19 protein-coding genes and 1 pseudogene are annotated in these 17879 nt (G+C 39.1%); 10 read left to right on the top strand and 10 right to left on the bottom strand.

Features of this window, described 5'->3' with window-relative positions; translation table 11 throughout:
* Positions 1-472: 472 nt before the first annotated feature.
* The 6 genes from GA0061081_RS10835 to nlpD all read right to left on the bottom strand — a co-directional run bounded on the left by GA0061081_RS10835 (position 473) and on the right by nlpD (position 6534).
* Positions 473-2131 carry a hypothetical protein gene (locus GA0061081_RS10835; protein ID WP_141683379.1) on the bottom strand — a complete coding sequence of 553 codons (1659 nt, stop codon included), beginning with the start codon at positions 2129-2131 and terminating at the stop codon, positions 473-475.
* Positions 2132-2492: 361 nt separating this feature from the next.
* Positions 2493-2930, bottom strand: a complete 438-nt coding sequence (locus GA0061081_RS10820) for a PNPOx family protein (protein WP_091350903.1) — start codon at positions 2928-2930, stop codon at positions 2493-2495.
* 18 nt (positions 2931-2948) lie between these two features.
* On the bottom strand, positions 2949-3542 hold the full coding sequence (locus GA0061081_RS10815; RefSeq protein WP_091350901.1) for a UbiX family flavin prenyltransferase: 594 nt from the start codon (positions 3540-3542) through the stop codon (positions 2949-2951).
* A 313-nt stretch (positions 3543-3855) separates the two neighbouring features.
* Complete coding sequence (locus tag GA0061081_RS10810) at positions 3856-4434, bottom strand: thymidine kinase (RefSeq protein ID WP_141683378.1); 579 nt, start codon at positions 4432-4434, stop codon at positions 3856-3858.
* Positions 4435-4553: 119 nt separating this feature from the next.
* Entirely contained in the window at positions 4554-5306 is a 753-nt protein-coding gene (gpmA, locus tag GA0061081_RS10805) for a 2,3-diphosphoglycerate-dependent phosphoglycerate mutase (protein ID WP_065637836.1), read from the bottom strand.
* A gap of 121 nt (positions 5307-5427) precedes the next feature.
* Complete coding sequence (gene nlpD / locus GA0061081_RS10800; RefSeq protein ID WP_091350899.1) at positions 5428-6534, bottom strand: murein hydrolase activator NlpD; 1107 nt, start codon at positions 6532-6534, stop codon at positions 5428-5430.
* A 505-nt stretch (positions 6535-7039) separates the two neighbouring features.
* On the opposite strand from nlpD, the gene rsmI reads away from it, so the two are divergent.
* From rsmI to moeA, 3 genes are all read left to right on the top strand, one after another.
* Positions 7040-7867 carry a 16S rRNA (cytidine(1402)-2'-O)-methyltransferase gene (rsmI, locus tag GA0061081_RS10795; protein ID WP_091350898.1) on the top strand — a complete coding sequence of 276 codons (828 nt, stop codon included), beginning with the start codon at positions 7040-7042 and terminating at the stop codon, positions 7865-7867.
* 143 nt (positions 7868-8010) lie between these two features.
* Entirely contained in the window at positions 8011-9102 is a 1092-nt protein-coding gene (gene ychF / locus GA0061081_RS10790) for a redox-regulated ATPase YchF (protein ID WP_091350896.1), read from the top strand.
* Between the two features lie 110 nt (positions 9103-9212).
* A complete protein-coding gene (moeA, locus tag GA0061081_RS10785) occupies positions 9213-10439 on the top strand; it encodes a molybdopterin molybdotransferase MoeA (RefSeq protein WP_091350894.1) in 1227 nt (408 codons plus the stop codon).
* Between the two features lie 30 nt (positions 10440-10469).
* On the opposite strand, the gene GA0061081_RS10780 is transcribed toward moeA, so the two are convergent.
* The 4 genes from GA0061081_RS10780 to folB are packed head-to-tail and all read right to left on the bottom strand — an operon-like array spanning position 10470 to position 12565.
* Positions 10470-10898: an EamA family transporter gene (locus GA0061081_RS10780; RefSeq protein WP_091350892.1), complete on the bottom strand. Its 429-nt coding sequence runs from the start codon at positions 10896-10898 to the stop codon at positions 10470-10472.
* A gap of 1 nt (position 10899) precedes the next feature.
* Positions 10900-11106 (bottom strand): hypothetical protein, encoded by a 207-nt coding sequence (locus GA0061081_RS10775; RefSeq protein ID WP_091350890.1) that lies wholly within the window; start codon positions 11104-11106, stop codon positions 10900-10902.
* Between the two features lie 58 nt (positions 11107-11164).
* Entirely contained in the window at positions 11165-12166 is a 1002-nt protein-coding gene (locus GA0061081_RS10770; RefSeq protein ID WP_091350888.1) for an MBL fold metallo-hydrolase, read from the bottom strand.
* A 30-nt stretch (positions 12167-12196) separates the two neighbouring features.
* The gene (gene folB, locus GA0061081_RS10765; protein WP_091350887.1) at positions 12197-12565 is read right to left on the bottom strand and encodes a dihydroneopterin aldolase; all 369 of its coding nucleotides are present in this window, start codon (positions 12563-12565) and stop codon (positions 12197-12199) included.
* A gap of 98 nt (positions 12566-12663) precedes the next feature.
* Between folB and rsmE the strand changes: the two genes are divergently transcribed.
* From rsmE to GA0061081_RS10730, 7 genes and pseudogenes are all read left to right on the top strand, one after another.
* Positions 12664-13389, top strand: a complete 726-nt coding sequence (gene rsmE, locus GA0061081_RS10760) for a 16S rRNA (uracil(1498)-N(3))-methyltransferase (RefSeq protein WP_091350885.1) — start codon at positions 12664-12666, stop codon at positions 13387-13389.
* Between the two features lie 229 nt (positions 13390-13618).
* Positions 13619-14575 (top strand): glutathione synthase, encoded by a 957-nt coding sequence (gene gshB, locus GA0061081_RS10755; RefSeq protein WP_091350883.1) that lies wholly within the window; start codon positions 13619-13621, stop codon positions 14573-14575.
* A gap of 3 nt (positions 14576-14578) precedes the next feature.
* Positions 14579-15031, top strand: a complete 453-nt coding sequence (locus tag GA0061081_RS10750; RefSeq protein ID WP_091350881.1) for a GNAT family N-acetyltransferase — start codon at positions 14579-14581, stop codon at positions 15029-15031.
* A 21-nt stretch (positions 15032-15052) separates the two neighbouring features.
* A complete protein-coding gene (locus GA0061081_RS10745) occupies positions 15053-15610 on the top strand; it encodes a YqgE/AlgH family protein (protein WP_091350879.1) in 558 nt (185 codons plus the stop codon).
* Positions 15611-15613: 3 nt separating this feature from the next.
* Positions 15614-16024 carry a Holliday junction resolvase RuvX gene (ruvX, locus tag GA0061081_RS10740; protein WP_091350877.1) on the top strand — a complete coding sequence of 137 codons (411 nt, stop codon included), beginning with the start codon at positions 15614-15616 and terminating at the stop codon, positions 16022-16024.
* A 99-nt stretch (positions 16025-16123) separates the two neighbouring features.
* Complete coding sequence (purM, locus tag GA0061081_RS10735; RefSeq protein WP_091350875.1) at positions 16124-17161, top strand: phosphoribosylformylglycinamidine cyclo-ligase; 1038 nt, start codon at positions 16124-16126, stop codon at positions 17159-17161.
* Between the two features lie 385 nt (positions 17162-17546).
* Positions 17547-17879: pseudogene (locus GA0061081_RS10730) on the top strand (hypothetical protein); the annotation flags it as partial.

Here is a 17879-nt window from a genome sequence, read left to right as displayed (position 1 = left end):
CGGTGCGTTAAGACCGAGCGGCAGCGGCGGACAAATTTGTCTGGAACAAATTTGAACATCTGAGCACAGCGAAGATGGCCTCGTAGAGGCGAGTATCAGGATGATACGAGTAGTGCCGTAGGCCACATTCTGTAGCCAAAGCGTGGGATTGCAAAGGGAATTCGCTTTAATTCCCTTTGCTCGGACGTGGTCACTGTGGCTATTTTGTTCACCCAAGGTCAAAACGTCCGAAACCTTGCCGTACTATAAATAGACCACAAATTTAAACCGCCACAGCATTATCCACTAGGATTGCCATCGACACTTTCAGCGTCGTCGGCGGCGGGGGCGGCGCGATTGTGGCTTCGCCGCAACAGCGCAACCCTAAGGGAAATGCCCCAACTGACGCGGGGGCTCTATTCTTTGTTAGATTGTCCTCTCAGGCACCACAACCGCCCCCGCGGCCCAAGGATTAAGGAATAAACGCTAAAAACTAAGGTGCGGTGCAAACAGCATGGTTGCTGCCGGAAGCACTGACTCTGGAAGCGGTGCCGAGGTACGAGCTGACAATGAACCCATCGCTACCTGCCGCCTCACCCGTCCAGTACCTGTAGCCGAAGCCCGCACCAGCGTAGTGGCCCATGGCGCCCCACTCCCCGAAAAATCCGCAACCTATAAGACGCCTGTAATTATTACGAGTACCAGAACAAGGCAGACCATCCAGACCAATGCAGCCAAAATGAAACAAGTCCTTCATCTGTGGCAAATGATAACCCAAACTACTACACCAAGTGGATTGGTTAGCTTTAGTATCATCTTTATTACCCCGATTGACGAACCACTGTTTTAACACAAATCCATACCTCACCTCATTACCTCGACTATCCCTACCCACCAACTCAAACTTCTGTGGCAAATCTGGTACATCTAGAGGATTAGGATTATCTGAATTTATCTGAGCACTACTCGCCCTAGGACCATGCAATGTTACCCTACCACGATCGACTGTAGCTGTTATATCACCATCCGTGACAACAGACCATGTCAACTGACTTGCATTAACTCCAGTAGGCATCGCTAAGTCAAAATACAAACCATCTGCCCCCGTTGTAGGGAAATTTTCATAGTAATAAGATGGATCAGTTGACTGAGTTCGAAAACCAGAATCATAACTCCATATCCAAGATGGGCCTGCGTGTTCGTCTCTGCCCCAGATGCGATTCGGCAATGCGTACTGCACAAAATAACAACTACCAGTATCCTCATACGGATTGATATAATAATCCACCGTAGCGCCACTAAAACTACTACTCCTTGGCACTCCATACTGAGTAGTTAAACTTCCTCCTGTACTTCTTAATGTTACCTTATAAGGTGCACGACATTTACTTAATCTATCAATACGACTGACGGTATTGCCATTTTTGTCCGTAAACGATACCGATATATCCCCTGATATACCATTCACAGCCGGCTCATCCCCATCATCATCACGCCAATAATTATACCTTGTGACCAAATCACTTAAACTCACTGTATAGGCACCATTGGATTGACTGACTGATGATGGCACCAACATACCTATATCATGCAAAATACTTCCTGCATAAGGTAATCTTATTGGATTTCTTGAACTTGATGGGTTAGTTGACGGTGTGTACCTTGTTCCATCCTGTAACCTAATATACAATAAACTATCTGTATCCGTTACCTTTGTCCGACCGCCGTCGAATGTTAAATACGGCGCACTACCTTCAATTGCTCTTGATGTATGTGCCGTTAATGCCACAGAACCCTGTGTATATGACAATAACAACAATACCACGAAGAACAATGCCGATTTAGATAACAATGAAGGTCTAAACCATAATGGAGGTTTGGATAGCAATGGCGGCCCTAATAACCACTTGGATATCGACGATAATTTTGCCGAACATGTGGCCGATGACCTGACCAAAGAGGTTTCCGAGAATGTCGTCGAAGGACCCGACGAAAACATCGCCTGAAAAAACCTCGATGACGGCGTCCATTTCGCTACGCGAAATGACTTCGCTGATGAAAATAAGAACTGTGTCTGATTTAGACTACGGTGAAATTGAAAAAGATTTTGGGCGTAGGTTTGGCAGGCCAGATGCCAGATGCCAGATGCCATAAATGGTAACGCATTTCGATCATCCTGTCAAGTAATTTTTTGTTTTATTTATATTTTTTATGATTAACTGCTCGACTAACGAGCATTCCCTTGCTTTGAAAGCGCTTAAATTATAACCGCCTGAGTAATAACGCGCTACCTTTTTTGTTAAAAATTTGTAAAGTTTTGTTAAAGGATGAGTCAGCTTATGTGTGTGTGCTTTGGGGAATAGTTTTAGGTGGTGGTTTTTGGCTAAAAACCAATAAATAAAAAATTGAATAAAATCAATACCTTTCCTGACCACTTTTTGGATGGTAATTACGTTGTTTTTTAACAAAAAAACACCCCAAACTTTTTCAGGGTGGACGAAGGATCTTTTATTTTATCTGTTTTGTTGTTTTACCCAATGCGTTTTTTTAGCAAATCCTAACAAGTTGTTGGTCATTTTTATGCTTTGCAGTTCTAATGCCCAAATCGGCGCTTTGATGACTCTTGCAAAAGGGAACGCTCGATAATATTGCCTATAGGCTTGTTCGGCTTGTTCATTTTGTAATTGGGTTGCTTTAGCTTGGAATTGGATGCCTTGGATTTGTGCGATGGTTTTGGGTGTGATGCTAATTGTTCCTGCCACCTGAGGGTGCATTATCATGGCTTTGGCGTGTTGGGTTTTTAGTTCGGAAAGAAGATATAGGTGCATTAGCTGTTCATTAAACACATAGAAGGTGTTACATGCCCATGGGGTGTTGTCGGGTAAGATGACACTGAGCGTTAATACATGGTTCTTTTTGATAAATTTGGTGATTTTAGGATCGGCTTGCATAGTTTGGGCTTGTGCGAGTTATTCGGGTTTGTTATTTAGGTGCAGGTCTTCACCCCAGCGTGGTAGTGTTGGGATATCAATTCCAAATAAGTCGAGCGCTCTGGCAACACTGTGGGTGATGATGTCATCAATGCTGTTAATATGTTGATATAACGCAGGCACAGGTGGGCAAATAACGCCGCCCATAAGGGTGATTATTTCCATGTTTTTTAGATGTGCTAGGTTAAAAGGCGATTCGCGGACCATTAGCACTAAGCGACGGCGTTCTTTTAATACAACATCGGCAGCGCGAGTCAGTAAATTATCAGATAGGCCTTGTGCTATGGCGGCAAGCGTGCGCATTGAGCAAGGGGCAATTAGCATGCCCATAGTTTTAAATGAGCCACTTGCAATGGCAGCACCAATGTTGTTAACCGGGTAGACCTTGTCGGCCAGTGATGCGATTTGAGCTAAACTTAGATCGGGCACTTCGTGAGCACGCGTGATGTGTGCCGCTTTTGAGATCACTAAGTGTGTTTGGATGTTGAGTGGTTTTAAAAGCGTTAGGGCTTTTATTCCGTATGCAAACCCGGTTGCGCCACTAATGCCAATCACTATCCGCTGTTGTGTCATGTTGGTTCCTTTATTAATATCAAATTGCAATAAAAATTGTTAATCACTATTTTAAGTAGTTAACCAATCAAATGATACTTTAAAAAAATAAGCGATACTAAAGCTTGCTATGAAAGGATTGACTATACCTATCTATTGATAGTGAATCAAGTAGCAGATAGTTACGAACATGGTTATTGCATTAATAATATATAAATTAGGGGGGAAGCTAGTTGTTTATTGGGTTGAGTTTATTCACACTTTTTCACTATCCTATAGGCTCACTGATAAATGTAGTCTATATGTAGGAATAAGTGTGAAATATATAAAAAGATCAGCTTTTAGGTCTTATTTGACCTGCTTTCCAATGTTTTCGGCATACTGAGTGGTATTCGCTGTCGCCAAGATGGATGGAGTTACCAAATTTTACAATTTGTCCGTCTTCACCTTCTAATAAGATCATGGTGGCTTTTTTTCCACACCAACATACGGTTTTGAGCTCTCTAAAGTTGTCGGCAATTTCGAGTAGTGTTTTTGAACCTTCAAATAAATGTCCCATATAATCGGTTTTGATACCAAAAAACATGATGGGTACGCCTTGTTCGTCACAGACATCAGAGAGTTTCCAGATGGTGTTGCGTGACAGGAATTGGCTTTCGTCAATGAGTATGCAAGCGTAGTTGCTTTGTTTGATGTGCTCTATGATGCTATCAACCGTTGTGTCATCAAGCTGTAACGCTTTTTTGCGTAACCCTAAGCGCGAGACGATTTCAACTGCGGAGTCACGCGTGTCAACCGATGATTTAAGCAGTAACGTTTGCATGTTGTTACTTAGGTAGTTGTGGTCAATTTGAAGTAATTCGGTAGATTTGCCGGCATTCATTACGCCATATATATAGTAGATCTTAGACAAAATAACGCTCTCAAAATTAAAATAAGTCAGTCAATAAAAATGGATGAATAAAAAGCCATTATGCAGATAATAAAAAAGGTAAGTTAAATAACCTACCTTTTTGTTTGTTTAAGAAATAATTATTTTGCTTTACCTTGGTTTGCAACCGCTGCTTGTTTTGCCGCGATTTCGTCTGCGTTGCCTAGGTAATAGTGTTTGATAACTTTCATGTTGTCATCAAATTCATACACTAATGGCACACCTGTTGGGATGTTAAGTTCAATGATGTCGTCATCGCTGATATTATCTAGGTGTTTTACTAATGCACGTAGTGAGTTACCGTGAGCGGCAATAATAACACGCTCACCTTTAGCTACACGTGGGGCAATAGTTGATTCCCAGTAAGGTAATACGCGTTTGATGGTTAATGCTAAGCTTTCGGTTAATGGTAGTTCTGATTCTGGTAATTTGCTGTAACGAGAATCGTGACCAGGGAAGCGTTCGTCTGATTTTTCAAGTGCTGGTGGAGTGATTGCAAAGCCACGACGCCATAATTTTACTTGGTCATCACCATATTTTGCTGCTGTTTCAGCTTTGTTTAAACCTTGTAATGCACCATAGTGACGTTCATTTAATTTCCAACTTTTTTCAACCGGTAACCATGCTTGATCAACTTCGTCTAAAACGTGCCATAATGTGTGAATAGCGCGCTTTAATACTGATGTGTAGGCATAATCAAATGTGAAACCTTCTTTTTTTAGCAATTTACCTGCTTCAGCCGCTTCTTTGTTACCTTTGTCAGATAAATCAACATCAGTCCAACCACAAAAACGGTTTTCTTGGTTCCAAACACTTTCTCCATGTCGAATTAGCACTAATTTTTTTACAGCCATGAGTATAACTCCTTTATTACGTAGATTTAATTTTAGTATATCCTGTTCTTTTATGGATAGACTTAGCTGTTGCTGAGCATATCCATTGGTTTTGCGTTAATCGATTAACGCAAAACGCTTGCTATTTTGGTAAGTATTTTAACGGATCAACTGATTGCGCTTTGTATCGAATTTCAAAGTGTAATCTAACCGACGAGGTACCTGTTGCCCCCATTGTGGCAATTTGTTCACCTGCACGCACGGTTTGTTGTTCTTTAACTAATATAGATTGGTTGTGCGCATAAGCCGTTAAGTAGTCATCGTTATGTTTGATGATAATTAAATTGCCATACCCCGGCAACGCATTGCCAGAATACACCACTCGTCCATCTGCCGCTGCCATCACTTTGTCGCCAAGTGAACCCGATATATCAATACCTTTGCTTGCACTTGAGAATTTTTCAATAATTTTACCTTTTGATGGCCATTGCCATGCAATGTTAGCGACATTTGATTTTGGAGGAGTTGTAGTTGGTATACTGCTAGCTGAATCTAATGGTTCAGTAACTGTTTCGGTTGTTTCGGTCGTAGTTGGTTGTTGATTTTGATCCGTGGTGGTAACCGAAGTCGTTGTTGTTTTAGTTATTGTTGGTTTGGTTTTAACCTGACTTGCCGCGATGCTTGAGTCATCTTTATTGGCCTTGTTTGATGTTGTGTGATTTGTTGTGGTTTTTTGGGTTACAACAACCGTTCCCCCACTGACGTCTAACACTTGTCCAACATTAACAGCAAAAGGTTCTTTGATGTTGTTTTTAGCCGCTAATGAGCGGTAATCATTACCTGTTACCCACGCAATGTAAAATAAGGTATCACCACGTTTAACTGTGTAGGTGTCGCCTTTATATCCCCCTTTAGGAATATCTTCATAATTACGGTTATAAACAATGCGCTCGTTACTAATTACCGTGCCATGGTGGCTGTTGTTGTTGGCATTATTAGTAGTATGAGCTGTTTGTGTGTTTGTTACCGCCGTCTGTGTTGATGAAGGTGGATTATAAGTAGTAGGAGTAGAAGATATTCTTCCCCCTGTTGAGATGTTAGCTGGTGGTTTAGTATAGACAGAGGACGTTGATGGTCCACCTGCGCCAGAAATGTCTTCAATTTCGGCCTGCTCAGTTTGTGTACAAGCAGCAATCAGCAAACTTAAGCAACTTAATGTCAGTATTTTTTTCAAAGCAACACCTTTCATTCGTGAATTTTGTTTTTGGCTAATTTGCGTTCAATAGCATTCTATTTGCACATTTTAGCGTTTTTACAGCAAAAAGCTATTATCAAATAAGTTATTATCAAAAAAATTATTATATTGATTACTTATCGATTAAATCAACAAATTCATCAATAATTTGCCTAATATAATCGATATTTTTTAGCTGATTATCTTTTCTCATCAATTTTATTAGTCTATTTTAGTGATTAATAACCGTGAGTATGCATATTAATTTGACATTACACCACTATTTGTTTGTTTTTATTTATGTGATTTGATTCTTTTTTAAATCCTTTATTAATCAATCTGTAAGCGAAAGTTATATGCAGGAAATTTGCTATTAGTTAGTCATTTTTGCACTTGGGATGTTCGCTATTTCGTTTGCTTTGTCGGATTTATTTTGAAAGTAATGAGTATATACAATAAAATAGGCTTTCGTACAGTATCTTTACCGTATTTCTATAAAAATTTAATGTGATTTAAAATAATGACTTTATATATCGTTGCAACACCAATCGGAAACTTAGATGATATTACGCTTAGAGCAATCAATACGCTTAAAAGCGTTGATCTTATTGCGGCTGAAGATACTCGCCATAGCGGTCTACTTTTACAACATCTTGGCATTAAGGCGAAGCTGTTTGCTTTGCATGATCATAATGAGCAAGAAAAGTCTCATCTTCTGATTGAGAAATTAAAATCCGGCTTGTCTATTGCTTTAATTTCAGATGCCGGTACGCCACTAATTAATGATCCAGGGTATCATTTGGTTAAGGCTTGCCGTGATAATGATATTCAGGTCGTCCCTATTCCCGGTGCTTGTGCTGCTATTGCGGCATTGTCTGTTGCTGGGTTGCCTTCTGATAAATTTAGTTATGAAGGCTTTTTGCCAGCAAAAAGTAAAGCTCGGCAAGATAGTTTGTCCCAATTAGTCGATGAGCCACGTACCATGATTTTTTATGAATCAACCCACCGTTTGTTAGATACGTTACAAGATATGCAAACCGTTTTTGGCGCCGATAAGCGTGTTGTGTTGGCCAAAGAACTCACCAAAACATGGGAAACCATCGTCAGCTTTACCGTAAATCAGCTTATTGCATGGCTAAACGAGGATGCCAATCGGCAAAAAGGCGAATTTGTTTTGATTGTTGAAGGTCATGCAAAAACAGAGAATGATGTTGATCAAAAAGCCATTAATACCCTTAAGTTATTGCAAAAAGAGTTACCCCTTAAAAAAGCCGCTGCGATCACGGCCGAAATTCATGGGCTAAAAAAGAATCAGCTTTATCAAATTGGATTGATGTTAGAAGAATAATTTTACCAAGCTAATAGTAAAGCGTTACGATTGAATTACTAAACAAAGTAAAATCAGCAATAAGATCATTGGTACAAAGTGCGTTATTTGATATAATCCCCCGCAATTTTTATAACATTTTATGATAAAAGGTAACAAACAGTATGGGATTTAAATGTGGGATTGTCGGATTACCGAATGTAGGTAAGTCAACGCTTTTTAACGCACTAACTAAAGCAGGCATTGAGGCAGCTAACTTTCCGTTTTGTACTATCGAGCCAAATACTGGCGTTGTGCCAATGCCCGATCCACGTTTAGATGAGCTGGCTAAAATTGTTAAACCACAACGCACTTTGCCAACAACCATGGAATTTGTTGATATTGCTGGTTTAGTTAAAGGCGCGTCGAAAGGTGAAGGACTTGGTAATCAATTTTTAGCTAACATTCGTGAAACCGAAGCAATCGGTCATGTTGTGCGTTGCTTTGAAAACGACAATATTATTCACGTCGCAGGCAAAATAGATCCTGCTGAAGATATCGAAATTATTAACACCGAACTTGCCCTATCCGACCTTGAAGCTTGCGAACGGGCAATAACACGCCTACAAAAACGTGCTAAAGGTGGCGATAAAGACGCTAAATTTGAACTAGAAATCCTTGAAAAGTGTTTGCCTCATCTTGAACAAGGTAAGAAACTGTTGTTATTGGATTTTAGCAAAGAAGAACTTGAAGCTATCAAATACCTTAGCTTTTTAACATTAAAACCAACCATGTACATTGCAAATGTCAATGAAGACGGTTTTGAAAATAATCCTTATTTAGATAAAGTCAAAGCAATAGCAGAACAAGAAAAAGCTGTTGTGGTACCAGTTTGTGCGGCAATTGAAGCAGAGCTTGCTGAGCTTGATGATGCTGATCGTGACGAGTTTATGCAAGATTTAGGCTTAACCGAACCAGGCTTAAATCGAGTGATTCGCGCTGGATACAGCTTACTTAACCTGCAAACTTATTTTACCGCAGGTGTTAAAGAAGTTCGAGCATGGACGATTTCGATTGGTGATACGGCGCCACAAGCAGCAGGCAAAATTCATACTGACTTCGAAAAGGGCTTTATCCGTGCGCAAACCATCGCTTTTGATGATTTTATTAAATATGGCGGTGAGCAAGGCGCTAAAGAGGCGGGCAAAATGCGTGCTGAAGGTAAAGAGTATGTCGTGCAAGATGGCGATATTATGAATTTCTTATTTAATGTGTAATTGATAATTTTACGTCGCCTTTTGGCGACGTTGTTATATGGGTTACCTATAAATTTTGTCAAATCTACTAATTTGTAGTGGACTGATAAACATAAGGATATTTAACTTTTATGTTACTCACTTTTCAACAAGCCAAACAACAAATACTGCAAAGCGTATCCACCATAAAATCACTAACTAGCGAAAAGGTTGGGTTATTTGATGCGCTAGATCGGATCACCGCTGAAAATGTGGTTTCGCCTATTAATGTGCCTGGATTCGATAATTCGGCAATGGATGGTTATGCTGTTCGGTTAGCTGATCTTAAGCAATCTACGTTGTTACCACAAGCGGGCGCGATTTTTGCTGGTGATGATATAAGCAATCTTCATTGGCCAAAAGGCACCTGTTTGCGCATTATGACGGGGGCTCCAGTGCCAAATGATGCTGATGCGGTTGTTATGCAAGAGCAGACCGAAAAATCAGATTTGGGTATCACTTTTTTAAGAGAGGTGAAAGCCGGCGATAATATCCGTCGTATGGGTGAAGATGTTAAACAAGATGCAATCACTGTCAACAAAGGAACGAAATTAACAATACCGACTCTATCAACATTGGCAACATTAGGCATTGGTGAGCTTGTTGTGTTTAGAAAGTTGAAAGTAGCTATTTTATCAACTGGTAACGAATTAACCCCTATTGGTGAACCATTATCGGGCAATGGTGCTATTTATGATAGCAATCGTTTTACGTTAAAATTATTATTAAGCAAGCTTAACTGCGAGGTGGTTGATCTGGGTATTATTGCTGATGATCCCATCCAAATTAAACAAGCGTTGATGACAGCATCAAGTCAGGCTGATTTGGTGGTAACCAGTGGGGGAGTTTCGGTCGGTGATGCCGATTATACCAAAGCGGCCTTAGAAGAGTTGGGCACAATTAACTTTTGGAAAATGGCAATAAAACCAGGCAAACCATTTGCCTTTGGTAAAATTGGCAATGCACTATTTTGTGGTTTGCCGGGTAATCCTGTTTCGGCTTTGGTGACATTTTACCAATTAGTGCAACCGTTGATTTTAGCGCTTTCAGGGCTTGAAGATTCGTCCGTGGAGTTGAGCTTTAAAGTTAAAACAGCAACAAATCTTAAAAAAAGCGTTGGTAGGTTGGACTTTCAACGTGGTGTGTTACAAATCAATGCACAGGGTGAATTAGAAGTGAGCACAACTGGGCAGCAAGGTTCTCATATTACGCAGTCATTTAACCAAGCAAACTGTTTTATTGTGCTTGAACAAGAACGGGGCAATGTTGCTAAAGGTGAACTAGTTACTGTTGAGCTGTTTAATGCGCTACTAAAGTAGCCTATGTTTAGATTAATGCACTATTAACTATCAAAATAGTGCAACTAATATCGCGCCAGCTGCAATCATGGCAACACCAATCCCCGCTAACAACGAGATCTTTTCGCCAAATAAAATTACGGAAAACACGACCGCAAAAACAACACTTAATTTATCAATTGGCGCAACTTGTGACACTTTGCCTTCTTTAATTGCCATAAAGTAAAACAGCCAAGATAGTGCCCCCGCAATACCACTAAGCGCAATAATGAGTAAAGCTTTTTTGTCGTTAAAAAAGGTATTGATAAGGTTGAGCTTTCCTTGTATAACCACAACACCAACTAAAAAAATGGCCATGACAATAGCACGAATAGCGGTTGCGGTGTTTGCATCAAGGTGTTGTAAGCCGATTTTTCCCAAAATAGCAACACTTGCTGCTGTTATAGCAGAAAGTAGCGCGTAAATAAGCCAAGCACTCATATTAGTATCTGTCGATTTTGAATAGATATTGTTGGTTATTTGAATTAGTCTCACATTGTTGTGATTTATTCATTACACCACGACAATCTTCTAAAACTCCGTGAGCTTTTGACCAATGGTAGGTTTTGCCTTGGTCGTTTTTGCCGCCACAACCAACTAATATCAAACTGAACACTAAACAAGATAAACCTATAATGGCAGATTTCATTTCGTCCTCCTTTTTGCAAACATATAATATAACCATATTACGTTTGTTTTTATTTGAGCTATTTTACTCTAGAATCAATACGATTAATAGCTTGGCTGCCGCCTATTTTTATGAGGTTAAAACAACGTTCGGCTTTGTGAGCGTGTAACAATTGCGGGGGATCATCTAATGATTCATCGGCTAGCTCAAATGCTCCCCAATGGATGGCTATTGCACAATGACAATTGAGCTCGTCATATAACTGTACGGCTTGTTGTGGATCAATATGTTGTGATTGCATATACCAACGTGGTGCATAAGCGCCAATAGGAATTAATGCTAGATCAATTGATGGAAAGTGTTTAGCAATCTCTTTTAGCTCAGAAGAATAACAGGTATCGCCCATGAAATATACCGTTTTTGATTGATTTTGATTATCAATATTAGATTGAATCACCCAACCACACCACAAGGATTTATTTACATCAAACAAGCTACGATTGCTCCAGTGTATAGCAGGAGTGGCCGAAAAGCGAAGTCCATCAATCGTCACACAATCCCACCAATCTAATTCAATAACATGCTTAGCTCCCCATTTTAGTAAGGTTCTTTTTAACCCTAAAGGAACCATCACCACAATATTAGGGAAACGTGCAAGTAATTGGTGAATACTATGATAATTAAGGTGATCATAATGGTTGTGTGAAATGACAATAAAATCAATTTGTGGTAATTGCTTGATGCTTAAAGCTGGCGGTGTTCGGCGTTTGGGACCAATCCATTGCGATGGCGAAGCTCGTTTAAAAAAGATTGGATCAGTCAATATCATTTTACCACTTAAACGAATTAAGGTTGTCGAGTGACCAATCCACCAAACCCTATCATCAGGCAAATTAAGATCTATTGGTTCAAACCATGATTGATTAAAAGCGTAATAACCCGCTTTAGGTGGTAATACTCTACGCGTTAAACGCCAACGTATAAATTCGCCTATTTTAATTTTAAACGATCCATTATACCGAAAGCCTTTAGCTGTTTGACGTGTTTTTTTAGTCGTTAAATCTTGTTTAAGTTTTGTCATGGTTATCGTCTTTTCAACTAGTCAGTTGTTTTAATGCGCCGCACGTTCAATCACTACCGCAACATTATTAGCATTAGCAATTGCACTAGGTTTAGACACTTTAACTTTTAGCCATTGTACCGCAAATTTTTGTATGATTAATTTAGCAACCTGCTCCGCCACCGTTTCGATCAATTCAAATTGGTTTGATTCAATAAATTGGGTGATCGCTTGGCTAACTAAGAAATAATCCAAACAAAGCGATACTTTGTCGCTTTCACCTGCGGGTTTATTATCCCATGCCATTTCTAGATCAAGTATGAGTTTTTGTTTGATGGTCTTTTCCCACTCGTAAACACCTATGGTAGTTAGAACAGTTAATCCTTCAATTAATACCCTATCTTTGCTGTATGTATTCATGCTAGATTCCAAAATCCTAGTTTATTTAAATAGAGATTACCGAATCTTGATAAATTACGCTATAATTTATTGCAATATATTTTAAGATACTAGCAATTATGACGCGAATTTTTCAACCTTTTACGATTGCTCAAAATAGCCTTATTACCCTAGATGATAATGCGTTTAACCACCTTATTCGTGTATTGCGCATGAAAGTGGGCGAAGAAATCACTCTATTTGATGGAACAAATCAAATTACTCCAGCAGTTATCTGTGATGTTCATAAAAAATCGGTGACAGTCAAAACAGCTTCATCCATTTTAGACAATCGCGAATCACCATTAGATATCCATTTGGGGCAAGTAATATCACGCGGTGAAAAAATGGAATTTACGATTCAAAAGTCAGTAGAGTTAGGCGTTAGTAGTATTACGCCCCTACTTTCTGAACGCTGTGGGGTTAAATTGGATGCCGAACGGTTAGATAAAAAAGTCCAACAATGGCAAAAGATCGTGATTTCAGCTTGTGAACAATGTGGTCGTAATGTCATACCCATCATCCATCCTGTAATCAAACTTGAAACTTGGTGCGCCAGTTTAACAACACAGTTACGCTTAAATTTGCACCCTAAAGCCAAACATGGCGTTAAGCAATTACCTAGTGGTAAGCAGGATATTAGTCTATTAATTGGCCCAGAGGGTGGTTTGTCAGATAGTGAAATTAACATGACACATGATTATCAATTCACTGATATTTTGCTTGGCCCACGCGTGTTACGTACCGAAACAGCAGCACTCACTGCCCTAACCGCTTTGCAAGTACATTTTGGTGATTTAGGATAAGGTAAAATCGTATTGCTTACTCTATTGCGATAGAGAAAATTAGCCCGACATTACTAATGTTTGCTTTGCATCTTAAGCTGTAACGAGTATGATAGTTGCAAGCACACTTTTAATAGTGATTTAAAACACTAACTATCGCATGTTCAAACTAACCCAGTAAACAAGTATAGGATAATACGCGTTATCAATCATTGTTCGCTAAAACCCAAAGAATCAGTAAGGAGTTACCATGATTAAACTTGGTATTGTTATGGACCCAATTAGTCATATCAATATTAAAAAAGACACGAGTTTCGCCATGTTGCTTGAAGCACAAAAACGCGGTTATGCACTTTTTTATATTGAAATGAACGACCTTTTTTTAGACACCGGCGAAGCTTATGCCACAACTCGTTCTTTGACAGTTTATAACGATAAAGATCATTGGTTCGAGCTTGGGCAAGAACAGACCATTCCACTCAGTGACCTTGATACGATTTTAATGCGTAAAGATCCGCCTTTTGATACCGAATTTATTTATGCTACTTATATTTTAGAGCGCGCCGAAGATAAAGGTGTGTTAGTGGTCAATAAACCACAAAGTCTGCGTGATTGTAACGAAAAACTGTTTACGGCATGGTTTGCACAATTTACACCACAAACGCTAGTTACACGCCAAACAAAACAAATTAAAGCTTTTTTTCAAAAACACCATGACATTATTTTAAAGCCGTTAGATGGTATGGGGGGATCGTCGATTTTTAGAATCAAACAAGACGATCCTAATGTTTCAGTAATCATTGAAACATTAACTGAACATAATACGCGTTATTGCATGGCACAAAACTTCATTCCTGCCATTAAAGACGGTGATAAGCGTGTTTTAGTCGTTGATGGCGAACCTGTACCTTATTGTTTAGCACGAATCCCACAAAAAGGCGAAACGCGTGGTAACCTTGCTGCAGGTGGGCATGGAGAAGTGAGAGCATTAAGTGAAAGTGATTGGCATATAGCTAAAAGTATCGCGCCAGTTTTAAAAGAAAAAGGCCTTTTGTTTGTAGGACTTGATATTATTGGTGATAAGTTAACCGAAATTAACGTTACCAGCCCAACTTGCGTTCGCGAAATTGAAGCAGCCAACCCTGATCTGTCAATCACCGGTATGTTAATGGACGCAATTGAACATCGACTAAATAAAAAGAGTTAAACAATGATTAGAGAATATAAACCCGAAGATTTAAACAGCGTTATGACAATATGGTTGCAAGGTAATTTGCAAGCTCATGACTTTATCGATCCTGAATTTTTTAAACAAAATTATGATTTAGTAAAAATGCTAATCCCAATGTCCACTTTATACGTGCAGGATCTTGGCGGCATAAAAGGGTTTATTGGTTTAACCGAAAACTATATTTCAGGACTGTTTGTTGATCAAAATTACCGTCATCAAGGTGTCGGTGAAGCGTTAGTTAATAAAGCCAAACAGCGCCACAATGAACTATTAGTACATGTTTATAAAAAGAATACTGCGGCGATTGATTTTTATGTTGCTCAGAATTTCGATATTGTTTCAGAATCGATCAATGAAGAAACCAATGAGCCTGAGTTATTAATGCGCTGTCATGTTGAACATAACGTTAAAATTGGCAAATGTGCATTATAAAAGTTACCTAGATGTGAGATTATGAATTTAAAAGATCATTTTATTATTGCTATGCCAACATTGGATGACTCGTTGTTTAGTCGTTCTGTTATTTATATTTGCGAACATAACCGCGATGGTGCCATGGGCATTATGATTAATAAACCGATTGTTGAGCTCAATGTAGAAACCGTTCTTACACGGTTAGAAATTACGTCACCCAAAAGTTGTGCTGAATTAGAGCATCCTGTGTTTTGTGGCGGTCCACTTGCTGAAGAGCAAGGGTTTATTTTGCATACACCTCAACAAGAGTTTGCTTCTAGCATTCAGATTTCAGATGATGTGATGATTACCACTTCACTTGATGCGCTTAAATCAATCGGCTCCCCCGAGCAACCGCAAAATATCTTTTTGGCTTTAGGATATTCTAGCTGGCAATCATTACAACTTGAAGGCGAAATTGCTCGTAATGATTGGTTGGTAACAAATGCTGATCCTAAAATTATTTATGAAGTTTCTATTGACGAACGTTGGCAAAAAGCAGCCGCATCACTTGGTATCAATATCAATACTATGTCACACCAAATGGGTAATGCATAACCTATGGCTACAATTATTGCATTTGATTTTGGCACAGCAAGTATTGGAGCGGCTATTGGTCAAGATATTACTAAAACAGCCAATCCTTTGTGCTCTTTTAAAGCGCGCGATGGCGTTCCTAACTGGCAAGCTATCGAAAAAGTGTTAAATGACTGGAAGCCGGATTTTTTAGTCGTTGGACTACCTTTAAATATGGATGGAACCGAGCAACCATTAACTGCACGAGCACGTAAATTTGCTAACCGCCTGCATGGTAGATTTGGTTATCAAGTACATTTACAAGATGAGCGGTTATCGACCGTTGAAGCAAAATCCCATATTTTTGCTTCACGGGGTTATCGTGCACTAGAAAAAGGCCATGTAGATGCAACTTCTGCCATTATTATTTTAGAAAGTTGGTTTGAAAATAATTAGCAACTTTAATTAATTGGTTATTTTGTAAATAATTAATCGCCATTAAATTTCATCCTTGCTAAAATAGTAGCCCACTTTCTATTGTAAGGATTGCTTGCTGTGTCAAATAATAAATCTCTCAGTTATAAAGATGCTGGTGTCGATATTGATGCTGGCAATGAACTTGTTAATCGCATCAAATCTGTCGTTAAAGAAACCAAGCGACCTGAGGTTATGGGTGGACTGGGTGGCTTTGGCGCACTGTGTGCTATTCCACAAAAATATAAAGAACCTATTTTGGTATCAGGCACTGATGGTGTGGGTACTAAATTACGTCTTGCCATGGATTTAAACCGCCATGAATCGATTGGTATTGATTTAGTGGCAATGTGTGTTAACGATCTAATTGTACAAGGTGCTGAACCTTTATTCTTCCTTGATTATTATGCCACCGGTAAACTTAATGTCGATGTAGCCACCACTGTAGTAACTGGCATTGCCGAAGGTTGTAAACAATCAGGCTGTGCTTTAGTAGGCGGTGAAACGGCCGAAATGCCAGGCATGTATCACGGCAACGACTATGATTTGGCCGGCTTTTGTGTTGGTGTCGTTGAAAAATCAGCTATGATCGACGGTAGCAAAGTGCAAGACGGTGATGCATTAATTGCATTAGCATCAAGCGGCGCTCATTCTAATGGCTATTCGTTAGTACGTAAAATTATTGAAGTCAGTGGCGTAAACCCTGCTACCGAAAAGCTAAATGGCAAACCACTTGCCGATCACTTACTTGCACCAACGAAGATCTATGTTAAGTCTGTTCTTGATCTTATCGCTCAAGTTGACGTGCACGCCATTGCCCATATTACAGGTGGCGGATTTTGGGAAAACATTCCTCGTGTTTTACCTGAAAATACTCAAGCAGTCATTAATGAAGCAAGTTGGCAATGGCCAGCCATCTTTAATTGGCTACAACAAGTAGGCAATGTTAGCCGTCACGAAATGTACCGAACTTTCAACTGTGGTGTCGGTTTAATTATCGCATTACCTAAACAGTCAGCCGATAAAGCAATTAGCTTACTAAATAACCATGGTGAAAAAGCGTGGTTATTAGGTGAAATTAAGCATGCTACATCAAGTGAACGTGTTATTATCAAGTAAATAATTTATGACTTATATTATTCTTCTAAACACCATAAACCATGAGGAATATATAAGTCTTTTTGGCTAAGACCTTTCAATATAAATAAACAGATCTCTAAAACTAAACTATTTTGAAGAGTATTAATCTTTTTATAAACGAAATATGCATTTAATAAATGAACTTGCATAAGTTTCTGCATAAATATCCCATTACCTTAAAAATCTGTTGTTTATTGAAGAATAAATTCAGCTTTGGTTGTGAAAATTTGCGGCTATTTCCAGTAGTAAATCGCTACTTAAATTTCATCTTCAGTGCCAGGCTATTCGGCATTAATGGTCTGTTTTATCTAGAAATATTTTATGATAAACTGATGTTTTATCGAACAATCAACTGGAATACTCTATGTTAGCGCACACCAAATTATCCCTTTTATTGATTATGTTAGTTGGGTTATCATTGCCTAGTGCTGCTAAAACCAATACAAAATGTTTGCCACTAAAAAAAGATGAAGCCAATATCGCTATTTGTACCAAACTGGCCGATAAAGGTGATGCCAATGCCCAAAATAGCCTTGGGGAAATTTATTATCAAGATGCCCTATTGCATAAAGGCTATCATACCAAAGCCAGATTACTGTTCGAAAAAGCCGCGGCTCAAGGATTGGCTAAAGCCCAATATAATTTAGGTGCCATATACCGTGATGAGTTTAATAATTTTCCTGTTGCATTAAGCTGG

The sequence above is a fragment of the Gilliamella bombicola genome (assembly GCF_900094945.1).
GTDB classification, from domain to species: Bacteria; Pseudomonadota; Gammaproteobacteria; order Enterobacterales; family Orbaceae; genus Gilliamella; species Gilliamella bombicola.
This window is presented reverse-complemented; position numbering and strand designations above follow the sequence as displayed.

Bases quoted from the DNA above. Each gene is read 5' to 3' on its own strand.
- ruvX (WP_091350877.1), top strand. From the start codon at position 15,614: ATGGCTACAATTATTGCATTTGATTTTGGCACAGCAAGTATTGGAGCG.
- moeA (WP_091350894.1), top strand. From the start codon at position 9,213: ATGTTACTCACTTTTCAACAAGCCAAACAACAAATACTGCAAAGCGTA.
- gpmA (WP_065637836.1), bottom strand. From the start codon at position 5,306: ATGGCTGTAAAAAAATTAGTGCTAATTCGACATGGAGAAAGTGTTTGG.
- GA0061081_RS10780 (WP_091350892.1), bottom strand. From the start codon at position 10,898: ATGAGTGCTTGGCTTATTTACGCGCTACTTTCTGCTATAACAGCAGCA.
- nlpD (WP_091350899.1), bottom strand. From the start codon at position 6,534: ATGAAAGGTGTTGCTTTGAAAAAAATACTGACATTAAGTTGCTTAAGT.
- rsmE (WP_091350885.1), top strand. From the start codon at position 12,664: ATGACGCGAATTTTTCAACCTTTTACGATTGCTCAAAATAGCCTTATT.
- folB (WP_091350887.1), bottom strand. From the start codon at position 12,565: ATGAATACATACAGCAAAGATAGGGTATTAATTGAAGGATTAACTGTT.
- rsmI (WP_091350898.1), top strand. From the start codon at position 7,040: ATGACTTTATATATCGTTGCAACACCAATCGGAAACTTAGATGATATT.
- GA0061081_RS10750 (WP_091350881.1), top strand. From the start codon at position 14,579: ATGATTAGAGAATATAAACCCGAAGATTTAAACAGCGTTATGACAATA.
- GA0061081_RS10770 (WP_091350888.1), bottom strand. From the start codon at position 12,166: ATGACAAAACTTAAACAAGATTTAACGACTAAAAAAACACGTCAAACA.
- gshB (WP_091350883.1), top strand. From the start codon at position 13,619: ATGATTAAACTTGGTATTGTTATGGACCCAATTAGTCATATCAATATT.
- GA0061081_RS10835 (WP_141683379.1), bottom strand. From the start codon at position 2,131: ATGGCATCTGGCATCTGGCATCTGGCCTGCCAAACCTACGCCCAAAAT.
- GA0061081_RS10745 (WP_091350879.1), top strand. From the start codon at position 15,053: ATGAATTTAAAAGATCATTTTATTATTGCTATGCCAACATTGGATGAC.
- GA0061081_RS10820 (WP_091350903.1), bottom strand. From the start codon at position 2,930: ATGCAAGCCGATCCTAAAATCACCAAATTTATCAAAAAGAACCATGTA.
- ychF (WP_091350896.1), top strand. From the start codon at position 8,011: ATGGGATTTAAATGTGGGATTGTCGGATTACCGAATGTAGGTAAGTCA.
- GA0061081_RS10775 (WP_091350890.1), bottom strand. From the start codon at position 11,106: ATGAAATCTGCCATTATAGGTTTATCTTGTTTAGTGTTCAGTTTGATA.
- GA0061081_RS10815 (WP_091350901.1), bottom strand. From the start codon at position 3,542: ATGACACAACAGCGGATAGTGATTGGCATTAGTGGCGCAACCGGGTTT.